A 12289-nucleotide genomic window follows, 5' to 3' on the forward strand; every position below is an offset into this window, starting at 1 on the left:
AGGTAACAATGAGACACGAAAAACTTTCTCCCGGACTACTGTTGGCATTTCAAGATTATCAACATGAAGGAAATCAAGCTTTAGTTACACACAAGCGATCGCTCGGCATCATTGCCCACAAAAGTCCAGTCAAACCCACTAAGAGCGTCGTTTTTATCTACTGCGACCCTGATGCAGACTTAAGTTACTTATCACAATATAATATAGAAGTCAATCAAAATTCTGGAAGTGTGCGAACAGCTTTCTTACCATTAGATAGTTTAGATGTCTTATCTGAAGAAGATGTGATTCAGCGAATTAAGCCATCACGCAAACTTCATTTGAGGATGGACACTGCACTAGAAAAAGTCAAACTACCGGAGTTCAAAAATCAAACCGGATTGACTGGTAAAGGAGTAATCATTGGCATTATAGACAGTGGCATTGATCCGAAACACCCTGCATTTGCTGGACGAATTTTACACATTTGGGATCAAACACTACCAGGGCCAGGAGTCACAGAGGGCGGCTATGGGGCTGAATTTACGGGAGCGCAACTGACAGTTTCTCAGGATACTAGCGGTCATGGTACTCACGTTGCTGGAATTGCCGCCGGTGCCGATGCTAGCTATGGCGGTGTCGCACCAGAAGCGGAATTAGTTGTCGTCAGGTCAGATTTACAGGATGCCCACATTGCTGATGGCGTCCGCTACATTTTCCGAATTGCTAGAGAGTTGGGACGCCCAGCAGTAGTAAATCTTAGCTTGGGTGGACATGCTGATGCCCATGACGGTAGTGATTCACTTTCAAAAGTCATTGACGCTGAAACTGGCCCTGGAAGAATTGTTTGCTGTGCTGCGGGTAACGAAGGAAATGATAACATTCATGGACAAGCGACGATACCCAGTGGACGCACCCGTGGTATCCGCTTTAATGTTCCTTTGAATCAAGTAGGCATAGTTTGGTTAAATGCTTGGTATGCCAAAGACAGCGAATTGGAAGTGTCTGTGCGGAGTCCTAACGGTTTTGTCACCCCCTTTCAAAAAATCATTACTGACGGCAACGCCGCACAAGATCATCAGTTACCAGATGCACGGGTGCAATTAGCAACACCAGGGCCAGATCAAGCAAACAGCGACCATAATTTCTTTGTGCAAATACGTGGCATTGGCCCCTCGCAAGTAATGGGAGGTGTTTGGCAGCTACGAGTCCGCAACACTTCTTCAACTGATGCACGTTTAGATGTGTGGACACTAGATGACACTTCGTCAGTGTTTTTCACAGGTAAAAGCGTGAAGGATGCGGTAAAAATTGGTTCACCAGGAGCCGCCAGCAGTGCAATTACAGTTGCCGCCTATACAACTAAAACCAGATATACAGATATTGATAACCAAGTACGAGAAATGGGCTTAGAATTACATACTATTTCGGAATTTAGTAGTGAAGGCCCACTACGGAATGATGGACACAAGCCCGACGTAGCAGCACCAGGAGCAATGATTATTTCCACGCTTTCTGCCGATGCAAATTTTGACCGCTCATCGATGATTAATTCTAAGTTTGTGGTGCAAGCTGGTACTAGTATGGCGACACCATTTGTTAGTGGGTTAGTGGCACTGCTGTTGCAGCGCGATCCCAAACTTGATCCGGCTGCGGTGAAAGACTTGCTACGTAAAAATAGTGCCATTCCCGGAAAACCCGCAGGCACATTTGATGACAAATGGGGTTATGGAGTGATTAACGCTTTAAATCTGTAATTAGACTGAGAAAGGTGGATATTATTTCTGTACAAGGATAGGCAATAATAACCTATAAATTTGATAGGTTAGGGTAGGCATAAATTGCCTACCCTCTTTACTAAGGAGTTGCTGATGAATTATCAGAAACTAGATGCCGCTCTTGCTACAGCGCTGAATGATGTTCAAGACCCAGAAGAGACTAGTTTAGGGGTTTTCATCCATACTGAACCAATTTTAGATTCTGCTGCGATCGCTATTTTAGAAAGTTTGGGCGTTAATGATGTTACTAGTGGCAAAGATATTTTCACAGCAACACTCTCAGCAAATGCTATTTCCCAGTTGTCAGAGGAATCTTGGGTGAAGTATTTGAAGCGATCGCAACAATTGCATTTACTAAGTATGAGAAAAAGTTTAGGTAGCTTCAATGTTTGATACAATGCTTTGTTGATTTGTGGGGTGTAGTCTTCACCGAAGGTGTTGGCACAGCCATTGATTATCCAATTAATACAAATGTTCTATTTATTTATTTGCTAGCAGCACAATCCATCCTCAGCAACATTTTGTAAAATTCATCCCTGAGAATATTTGATCCCCCCTTACCTGTGGTGGCAGACAGTCCTAAACTGAAGATGAGAGTTGAAAGGCAGCTGGGAGAAATTTTGTGAAAAAAGTTTTATCAATCATTCTTGGTGGTGGCGCGGGTACTCGACTTTACCCACTAACCAAACTCCGCGCTAAACCGGCAGTACCAGTGGCGGGGAAGTACCGCTTAATCGATATCCCTGTCAGTAATTGCATAAATTCCGAAATATTCAAAATCTACGTCCTGACACAATTCAACTCAGCTTCCCTGAATCGCCATATCGCCCGTACCTACAACTTTACTGGCTTTAATGAGGGGTTTGTGGAAGTGTTAGCCGCACAGCAAACACCAGAAAACCCTAATTGGTTCCAAGGGACTGCGGATGCTGTACGTCAGTACCTATGGTTAATGGAAGAATGGGACGCAGAGGAATATCTGATCCTCTCTGGTGATCACCTCTACCGCATGGATTATCGCAAGTTTATCCAGCGTCATAGAGAGACGGGGGCTGATATTACTCTCTCAGTTATCCCCATAGACGAGCGCCGCGCCTCAGATTTTGGTTTGATGAAAATCGATGACTCCGGTAGGATCATTGACTTTAGCGAAAAACCCAAAGGCGAAGCTTTAATCAAAATGCGCGTTGATACAAGCGTACTGGGATTATCAAAAGAACAAGCCCAGCAACAGCCTTACATTGCCTCAATGGGGATTTATGTCTTTAAAAAAGAGGTTTTGTTTAAGTTGTTAAGAGAGGCTGTAGAAAGAACTGATTTCGGCAAAGAAATTATTCCTGATGCCTCTAAAGATTACAACGTTCAAGCTTATCTATTTGATGACTATTGGGAAGATATTGGAACAATTGAGGCATTTTATCATGCTAATTTAGCGCTGACTCAGCAACCCCTGCCGCCATTTAGTTTCTACGATGAAAAAGCACCAATTTATACCCGCGCTCGTTACTTACCTCCAAGTAAACTTTTAGATTGCCAGGTAACAGAATCAATTATCGGCGAAGGTTGCATTTTGAAAAATTGCCGCATTCAACATTCAGTATTGGGAGTGCGATCGCGAATTGAATCTGGCTGCATCATCGAAGAATCTTTGCTCATGGGTGCAGATTTTTACCAAGCCTATGTGGAACGCCAATGCAACGTAGAAAAAGGTGACATACCTGTAGGTATTGGTACTGACTCGATTATTCGCGGTGCGATCATTGATAAAAACGCCAGTATCGGTCACGATGTCAAAATTATCAATAAAGATAACGTGCAAGAAGCTGACCGCGAAAGTCAAGGTTTCTACATCCGCAGTGGCATCGTCGTCGTGATGAAAAATGCTGTAATTCCTGATGGAACAATCATTTAGTCATTAGTCATTAGTCATTAGTCATTAGTCATTGGTTAATAGTTACAAGCAACAAAAGACAAAGGACAAAGGACAAAGGACTAATGACTAAACTCATTTTGCTGATTGGTCTTCCAGGTAGCGGTAAGTCAACTTTGACAAAACAATTACTGGCAGAATGCCCCCAGATGTCGCTGATTTCTACGGATGTCATCCGGGGGCAATTGTTTGGTTCCCAAGCCGTTCAGGGGCCGTGGCTGCTGATTTGGCGCGAAATTGAGCGGCAATTTCAGCAAGCTATTTTTACAGAGAATACAGCTATTTTCGACGCCACCAACGCCCAGCGCCGCCATCGTCGTGAGGTCATTGCTTTAGCTCGTAATTTGGGCTTTAGCCAGATTACGGGAATTTGGGTTGACACACCAGTTTGGTTGTGTTTGGCACGTAATAAAAGGCGATCGCGCCGGGTTCCAGAAGAAATTATTTTGCGGATGCACCGCCAACTCCGGGATGCTCCCCCAAGCCTAGAAGAAGGACTAGATAACCTGATCCGCTTATCAGAAAAATCAGAGTACGGAAATTGCGATCGCTTGGTGAGCGAGAACCACACTTGATTTTATATATTTTTTGTTAATTTAAAATCAGATTCTTTTTGTTTGGCACTATACCAGACAAATTAAACATCTCTCATCTTAAAAAAAAACATAACGGGAATTTCTATAGGAGGCTGGTAGATGGCTGCAACCGACTTCAAGGACTATTACGCTATTTTGGGAGTTAGTAAGACTGCCAGTCCAGAGGAAATTAAACAAGCTTTTCGTAAACTAGCTCGCAAATATCACCCTGATGTCAACCCAAACAACAAACAGGCAGAAGCACGCTTCAAAGAAGTTAGTGAAGCCTACGAAGTTGTATCAGATCCAGATAAACGCAAAAAATACGACCAATTCGGTCAATATTGGAAACAAGCTGGTGAAGGTTTTCCATCTGGCGGTGTTGGAGCCGATATGGGTAACTTTGACTTCAGTCAATACGGCAATTTTGATGAGTTCATTAATGAGTTGCTAGGACGCTTTGGTGGTGCTGCTCCTCGTGGTGGGCGACAAAGTTACTCACAAAGTTACTCTCCCCGTAATCCTACAGGTGCGCCAAGTGGTTTTGGCGGCTTTAACGATTTTGGGTTTCAAGATGCAGGTGCAGGTACTAACCAGGATAGTGAAGCTGCGATCGCTCTAACTTTTGCTGAAGCATTTAATGGTGTGCAAAAGCGGTTCAGTTTAGGTAACGAAACAATAGATGTCCGCATCCCATCTGGTTCTAAAACTGGTACTCGCCTGCGCGTGCGGGGCAAAGGTCAAATCAACCCCATGACTCAACAACGTGGGGATTTATACTTAAAAGTTGAACTTCAGCCGCACTCGTTCTTCCAAATGGAAGGCGATAACTTGATGTGCGAAGTGGCAATCACACCAGATGAAGCTACTTTGGGAGCATCTATTGATGTACCCACTCCCGATGGTTCAGTTAATGTCAAGCTACCAGCAGGGGTGCGTTCTGGTCAATCTCTGCGTTTACGTGGCAAAGGTTGGCCTTTGGCCAAGGGTGGACGCGGCGATCAGTTGGTGAAGGTGGCGATCGTTCCACCAAAAGACCTCAGCCAACAAGAGCGGGAATATTATGAAAAAATCCGCGCTATACGTACTTATAATCCCCGTAGTCATTTGAACCAAGTCAGGCTGTGAATATTTTGGATTTGTAGAGACGCATTGTAAAGCAGCAGGAAGTGCTGTTTCGCGTCTCTACTGCTGATGACTTCACCCTGAGTTTTGCTGCGCTATTCTGGCCGCCATGACAGACTTAAAAGCTTCCATTGCTTCCGGTGTAGTCTCGGTAGTTTGCCACGATGGACGTACAATTAAGCGATCGCGCCAAGCCTTTAATTTTGGATATTCACTCAAAGATATGCCTACCATTGGCATCAAAGGTACTACAGTCCCAGCCACAACTTCGGTAAGAGTGAGGTTTTGACTACCAAAGTAAGGGCGATCATCTAATAAATTTTCAAAAAACTTCAGCACTGTTGAAATTTTCTGCTTCGCTTGCTCAATTTTTTCTGGATCTGCTCCAGGAAATCCTAATATTTGAGGTAAAAACGTGGTGGTTGCTGGCAAAAGCTCATTCACTGTTACCAGTTGTACCATGCGTGCGATCGCTAAATCCTTGGCATCTTTAGGCAACATCGCAGGTGTAGGGTATTTTGCCTCTAAATAGTCGAGAATTGCTAAAGATTCTACTACATTAAAGCCATCATCTACCAAAACTGGAATGTGATGGAAAGGGTTAATTGCTAAAAAATCTGGTTTAAATTGCTCCCCATTCAGTTTTATCTCTACCAATTCAAACTCAAGTCCTTTTTCCAGCAGAGTAATCCAGACGCGGCGCGAGTTGGGAGAAATTGGCGCGTGATAAAGTGTCAGCATTAGAAAACCTCACAGCTTTATAAGTAGGCCGAACATTGCCAATCTTACACCTTATACTCCAATACGGTTCGGTTAAGGTTGTTTGATGAAAATTTTAGATCCCAAAGACGCGATAAATCGCCGCCAAGACAAAAGACTGATTATTGTAGAGACGGCGATTCATCGCGTCTCTTGCCTTAGATTCAATTGAATTGTTCTAACAATGTCTCAACGCTAGCATTGTGATCTAAAAAAGAAAATAAATGCCAGTAACGGAGTTTTCCCTCTTTATCTAATACAAACTGTGCTGGCAAAGGCGCTCCCAGTGCTTGTCCTACTTGATAGGTACGAAATACTCGACAGCTAGGATCACTCAATAACGGCATTTTTAAGCCTAAATCTTTCACAACTATTTGACTCTGCCGTTCATCGGTACTAGTAATCATTAAAACTTCGATGCCGCGATTTTTGAATTGTTCGTAGTTTTCATTTAAAGCTTTAATGTGAGGAAAACAAAAGGGACAATATTGTTTTTCAGTAAAGATCCGAGTAAAGGCAATTAACACTGGTTGCTTGCCTTTATAATCAGACAACTTTACTAATGTTCCGTTGGTAATATCTGGCAATTGAAAGTCTGGTGTTCCCACTCCCAATCTGAGTTTATTGCTAGCTGGAACTGGCAAAAAGTTGCGGAAGAATCGCTCATTTAATAAGCCACTAAAATCAGTTGAAGTAAGCATAATAAAATTTTGGATTTTGGATTATCAAAGATTTATTGGATAAGCTTTTGGGTGCTTCATAAGTCACAACCTTTGTGAAAGCTGATATCTTTTTAACGTTGATTATGTAAATATCATTTTATGAAAAAACCACAGATAAATACGGAGGTTGACATTGTTTAATGTTTATCTCTGTCTATCTGTGGTTTTCATTGATTTTGCTCTCAACTCCAACAGGATGGATTAGAGTTTGCTAGCTAGAGAAATTTAGACAGCAGAGAAGTAAACTTTAGACTTCACTGGATCAGGGTTCATTGTCTTATCACCAGGTTGCCAACCAGCTGGGCAAACTTCATCGGGGTGAGACTGAACATACTGAATTGCTTGTAATGTCCGCAGGGTTTCATCAACGCTGCGACCAAAAGCTAGATTGTTAATGGTAGCGTGCTGTATGATACCATCTTTATCGATGATGAACAGACCACGCAAGGCAATGCCAGCTGCTGGGTCAAGAACGTTGTAAGCGGCGCTAATCTCTTTCTTGATGTCGGAGACTAGAGGATAATTTAGGTCGCCGACGCCACCAGACTTACGATCAGTTTGAATCCAAGCGAGGTGGGAGAATTCACTGTCAACGGAAGCCCCAAGGACTTCTGTATTGATTTTCTTGAATTCTTCGTAGCGATCGCTAAATGCTGTGATTTCAGTGGGACAAACAAAGGTAAAGTCTAGTGGGTAGAAAAACAGGACGACATACTTACCGCGATAATCGGAAAGTTTGATTGTCTTAAATTCCTGATCTACCACAGCCGTTGCTGTGAAATCGGGAGCTTGCTGACCAACGCGGAGGCTTCCTTCGGTTCCGTAAGTAAGGGACATTAACCTAATTCTCCTTTATCGGTTTAGTAGCGTTGAAATTTGGGTTAAGTAAACTCACCCATCCACGCTCTCACAGTTTAATTACGATCTGTTACGACTATATCATACTCATAACGATTTTGAGTAGCAAATGTCTGATTTAGATACAAGAGAATGGTTGCTCACCAATGGCTTGGGAAGTTTTGCCAGTGGTACAGTTTCTGGTGTCCGCACCCGCACTTATCATGGTTGGCTGTTTGCCGCTACAAATCCACCCTCTGGGCGGACTCTGTTGTTTTCGCACCTAGAAGCTAGCTTAGAAGTCTTAGGGAAAGTTGTAGCACTGGGGACAAATTTTTGGGGTAACGGTCAGATTGAGCCGACAGGCTACAAACTGCTACGCTGCTTTGATATTAACCCAGTTCCAAAATGGACTTGGGGACAAGATAACTGGCAGTTAACCAGACAATTGTTGATGCCCTATGGCTTGGTGGGGACTGGGGACTGGGGAAGAAGCAGGGGAGCAGGGAGCAGAGAGCAGGGTGAAAATTTCTCTCCTCAACACCCCGCACCCCGCCCTTCTAATGCTCAATGCCCAATGCCCAATGCCGCCCATGCCCAATTTTGCCATAGGACTTTAATTCAGTATCGTTACGATGGAACTGAAACAGCGATTTTACGGTTGCGACTGTTGATAGCAGAACGTGACTTTCACCACCAGCAGACTGCTAGTGAAGAATTAAAGTTTTCACAATTGCTAGGGCAACAGCAAATCTGTCTACAAGCAATCAATTCTGGGCGCTTCGGTATACCTTGGCACTTGCGCTGGACACAAGGAAATTATCAACCAGATGCCGTTTGGTATTGGCATTATGGATTGTCTGAGGAGACGAAACGGGGATTAGGCGACAAGGAAGACCTTTATAGTCCTGGTTACTTGATAGTCATACTTCAACCAGGAGATGCTGTGACTCTAGAGGCACGAGTAGGTTTTCCTGACTCGGGGTCAGGCGTTCTCACCCCCAAAACCTTTGCAGAAGCTGTAGAGGCAGAACAAGAACGGCTCTCACAGATTTTTGGATGGAGTGAGGGAGGGACTGGGGTAAAGTTTTCCAGTACTCAATCCCCAATCCCTAATCCCCAGTCCCCAGTCCCCAATACCCACTCCCCAATCTGGCAAAAACTACTCAAAGCAAGCGATCAGTTTATCGTCTATCGAGCCTCAATTGCAGGCCCCACAGTCATTACTGGTTATCACTGGTTTAATGACTGGGGACGCAACACATTAATCTCCTTACCGGGGTTAGCACTAGTTCCCCAGCGCTTTGATTTGGCAAAAGGAGTATTGCGGACTTTTGGGCATTATTGTCGCCAGGGTTTGATTCCTAATGTATTTCCTGATATCAATGGTGAACCAATTTATAACAGTATCGATGCGGCGTTGTGGTGGGTTGAAACTTTAGGACTTTATTTAGAAGCTACCCAAGACTGGGAATTTTTGGCAGAGCAATTCCCCGTAGTGCAGCAAATCTACAAAGCATTTGTTGGTGGTACACATTTTCATATTCAAGTTGATGCTACTGATGGGCTAATTAGTTGGGATGCTCGTGGTGTAGCCCTCACTTGGATGGATGTGGTAATTGATTCACACCCCGTCACTCACCGTCACGGGAAGCCAGTGGAAATCAATGCGCTGTGGTATTCTGCTTTATGTTGGTTGGGTCAGTGGGCAGAGCGCTTGAGCCAACTTGATTTTGGTGAGCCAGTGCGTCTCACCAAGCAAGCACAGCGTTATGCTCAACAAGCGCAACACGTGAAAACCTCGCTGCAAAAGTTCTGGAATCCTCAGTTGGGCTATTTGTACGATACTATTGAGCCGGACGATCGCCGGAATTTTCAAGTTCGTCCCAATGCCGTTTTGGCGCTGTCACTGCACCATTGTGGGTTTTCTGAACAGCAAGGGTGTCAGATATTAGATTTGGCAACTACCAGCTTGCTTACTCCCTATGGTCTTCGCAGTCTTGATCCAGGAGATCCAGAATACAAAGGGAAATATGAGGGCAACCAAGAGCAACGCGATCGCGCTTATCATCAAGGCACTGTTTGGGCTTGGCTAATTGGGCCATATATTCGGGCTTGGCAACGTTTTTACCCACAACAATCACTGCCTTTTGATTGGCAACCTCTACTAGATCACTTCCTATTGGACGCTTGTCTTGGTTCTATTTCTGAGATTTTTGATGGAGATGTACCTCATACACCCAGAGGTGCGATCGCTCAAGCTTGGTCAGTTGCCGAAGTAATCCGTCACATTAAATAATGCTAGGTTCTGAGTGCTGACTATGAAAAATAGCTATAGTTCACCACTCACTACTTGTAAATTTTTAAGTGGCTCAGGTCGGAGTTGAACCAACGACCCCAGGCTTATGAGTCCCAAAATAAAGCCAACTATATCAAGAGCTTCAGCTCCAGGTATCTTATTTCATAGTCAGGTAATAGTCAACACTTGTTTTATAATCTTATCATATTGAGTGATTATTGACACTAAAGTTTTCACTGACTAAGCTTGATACAGCTTGTAAGTAATAAACAGCTATTAGGTCTATTGTGGCTAAGTTCACGCCCCTGCCAATAGAAGAGGGGTGTTGTGGTATCTCAGGAAACCTCAGCAACAGATTTGCTTGGGCAAATTACTAAAATTAACCATTCTCAGGTTTTTGTCTTTGGTGGGCTATAAAGGGTCAATTATATTTCTATAAATACATGACTAAAACAAAACAGCTACTAATTACGGTAGGCTTACTTATTCCTTTATTTATGATTATGAACCAAGTAGCTGATAACTCAAAAAATCAAATAAAAAGTAACCTCAACCTCTGCGAACTAAAAGCAGGGGAAAGGGGCTTTGCTAAAGGTCAAGTTACCTCAGTCAATAAAGGGGACTGGGGTAATAAAATAGTGACTATTGGAGAAGGAACTGAGGGGTGTAGATTAAATATAAAAACCAACCCAAATCAAAACTTCCTCCTTCAGCAAGTAGGCAATAGAGTTAAAGTACTAGTAAAAATGGATACAGAGTACTTTGCTAGCGCAATTGGTGATACTGCCAAAGAAGATATAGAAGTTATAGATGCAGATGGAAATGCAGTACCTATAGAAAGTATTGAGCAGACCATGAGTCTCAATATACTAACCAAACTCAAAAAGTATGAAGAGGCAACATTAAATGTAGCTTATGAAAACACCAGCTATAGGTTTAAAAAAGAAATACTAAATCAGCTTGAGCCCAAAAAACCTTACAAATGGTACTACCAAACCAGTATGTCAGGCTTAAGAATAGTTAACCGTGTTGAGCCAGTAAAGTAAAGGAGTTTTCTAAAATGGAACTTATTATAGGTATCTTATTAGGTTCCATTTTAGGAATCCTACTTAACTTCATACCAGGATTTAACATTGGATTTGCCTTAATGTCAGCTTCTATAATCCCTGACGCTAGATTTGCAATTGGATTAATAATAGGGGTTGATGTAGTTACATCTAGCTTCAAACACCTATCATTACTACATGCTAAGCATAGAGAAGATTTAGATGAGAATATAACCAATGCAGAAAACAAACAAAACTTATGTATTGAATCTGCGTATCAATACTTCTTTATTAAAATCCTGTTTGGGTTGGCTGCTTGTGGGATGGTGTTCTTCTATGGTAACTCTATCTTTGACATAGGTAGTAAAACAATCGCAATGTTAGGTTTTGGAGGAGCTATCATCCTATGGGGAAGCTTAATTCAGTTATCTAAATACAAATGGGTAGCTGCAATAGCTTTCTTAACCTACTGTAGCTTCAGTTGGATTGCTAAAGATTTAGGTATCCAGCAGTCAATGTTTGTAATTGCATCAAGTTTGTTCTCAGCTAACTTAATTAATACATTCAGATACAAACCTGAAAAAATTCAGTTAAGCAATGAAATCTACCATACTAAAGGCACTTGGAATAATATAATTGAGGGTAGTATAGCGGGAATAGCTTCAGCTTTCTTATGGGGTTTACCTACCAATGCTGTCTGTAGATTGTTTGAAGACAACGACGCAACGGAACTCAAAGTAGCTAGACACGCTGTAGCTGATGCAGTTGCCTCTATTGGAGGTATAACTATCCTACTAACTACTGGTGGGGCTAAAAGTGCAGCAGCCTCAAGTGCAGCAGCTTTTAATGAAAGCTTCCACCATACTGAAGTAGTAGTCATTTTGTTTATAATAGTAATTCTAACTGGAGTAATAGCTCACAATTGGGATACTATTATGACCGTCTACTCAGCCATTCATAACAAAATACCACATCTACTATCTAGAATTATAGTTATCTTTACTGTAGCTGCTTTAGTAATAATGTCAAATGGGTTATTTCCGGTAACATGCCTTATCTGTTTTATGATAAATAAGTTGACTAAAGTAGCGGAAACACCTAGAGAATTAAGTTTAAGTTCTCTAGTTTTTGTACCAATTATAGGTCTAGGAATATTTTAGTAATATCAATTAAGCTAAACTCTATCCAGGTAGCTTTCCATAAGGGATAATAACACAATCTGTAGCTGATTTACCAAGA

The 12289-nt window shown here is 42.5% G+C and carries 11 protein-coding genes; 8 read left to right on the top strand and 3 right to left on the bottom strand.

Annotated features, from left to right (window positions below):
- The first annotated feature begins 8 nt into the window (after positions 1-8).
- The 5 genes from ABF638_RS02255 (at position 9) to ABF638_RS02275 (ending at position 5390) form a co-directional block, all read left to right on the top strand.
- On the top strand, positions 9-1736 hold the full coding sequence (locus tag ABF638_RS02255; protein ID WP_435019880.1) for a S8 family peptidase: 1728 nt from the start codon (positions 9-11) through the stop codon (positions 1734-1736).
- A gap of 114 nt (positions 1737-1850) precedes the next feature.
- The gene (locus tag ABF638_RS02260; RefSeq protein WP_435019882.1) at positions 1851-2150 is read left to right on the top strand and encodes a hypothetical protein; all 300 of its coding nucleotides are present in this window, start codon (positions 1851-1853) and stop codon (positions 2148-2150) included.
- A 229-nt stretch (positions 2151-2379) separates the two neighbouring features.
- On the top strand, positions 2380-3669 hold the full coding sequence (locus ABF638_RS02265; RefSeq protein ID WP_435019884.1) for a glucose-1-phosphate adenylyltransferase: 1290 nt from the start codon (positions 2380-2382) through the stop codon (positions 3667-3669).
- An 83-nt stretch (positions 3670-3752) separates the two neighbouring features.
- Positions 3753-4262, top strand: coding sequence for an AAA family ATPase (locus tag ABF638_RS02270; protein ID WP_435019886.1), 510 nt, complete (start codon positions 3753-3755; stop codon positions 4260-4262).
- A 120-nt stretch (positions 4263-4382) separates the two neighbouring features.
- Positions 4383-5390 (top strand): DnaJ C-terminal domain-containing protein, encoded by a 1008-nt coding sequence (locus ABF638_RS02275; RefSeq protein WP_181931665.1) that lies wholly within the window; start codon positions 4383-4385, stop codon positions 5388-5390.
- A gap of 72 nt (positions 5391-5462) precedes the next feature.
- Here the strand turns inward: ABF638_RS02275 and ABF638_RS02280 are convergent, their stop codons facing one another.
- The 3 genes from ABF638_RS02280 to ABF638_RS02290 all read right to left on the bottom strand — a co-directional run bounded on the left by ABF638_RS02280 (position 5463) and on the right by ABF638_RS02290 (position 7705).
- Positions 5463-6128 (bottom strand): glutathione S-transferase family protein, encoded by a 666-nt coding sequence (locus ABF638_RS02280; protein WP_420759135.1) that lies wholly within the window; start codon positions 6126-6128, stop codon positions 5463-5465.
- Between the two features lie 182 nt (positions 6129-6310).
- Positions 6311-6847 (bottom strand): peroxiredoxin family protein, encoded by a 537-nt coding sequence (locus ABF638_RS02285; protein ID WP_435019889.1) that lies wholly within the window; start codon positions 6845-6847, stop codon positions 6311-6313.
- Positions 6848-7093: 246 nt separating this feature from the next.
- Positions 7094-7705: a peroxiredoxin gene (locus tag ABF638_RS02290; RefSeq protein WP_069068387.1), complete on the bottom strand. Its 612-nt coding sequence runs from the start codon at positions 7703-7705 to the stop codon at positions 7094-7096.
- A gap of 130 nt (positions 7706-7835) precedes the next feature.
- Here ABF638_RS02290 and ABF638_RS02295 point away from each other — a divergent pair, with 130 nt between their 5' ends.
- The 3 genes from ABF638_RS02295 (at position 7836) to ABF638_RS02305 (ending at position 12210) form a co-directional block, all read left to right on the top strand.
- Positions 7836-10004, top strand: a complete 2169-nt coding sequence (locus ABF638_RS02295; RefSeq protein ID WP_435019891.1) for an amylo-alpha-1,6-glucosidase — start codon at positions 7836-7838, stop codon at positions 10002-10004.
- Between the two features lie 443 nt (positions 10005-10447).
- Entirely contained in the window at positions 10448-11050 is a 603-nt protein-coding gene (locus ABF638_RS02300) for a hypothetical protein (RefSeq protein WP_435019893.1), read from the top strand.
- A 14-nt stretch (positions 11051-11064) separates the two neighbouring features.
- Positions 11065-12210, top strand: coding sequence for a hypothetical protein (locus ABF638_RS02305; protein ID WP_435019895.1), 1146 nt, complete (start codon positions 11065-11067; stop codon positions 12208-12210).
- The last annotated feature ends 79 nt before the right edge of the window (positions 12211-12289 follow it).

Origin of the sequence: Nostoc sp. CALU 1950 (genome assembly GCF_051172895.1) — a bacterium.
Lineage (GTDB): Bacteria > Cyanobacteriota > Cyanobacteriia > Cyanobacteriales > Nostocaceae > Nostoc > Nostoc edaphicum_A.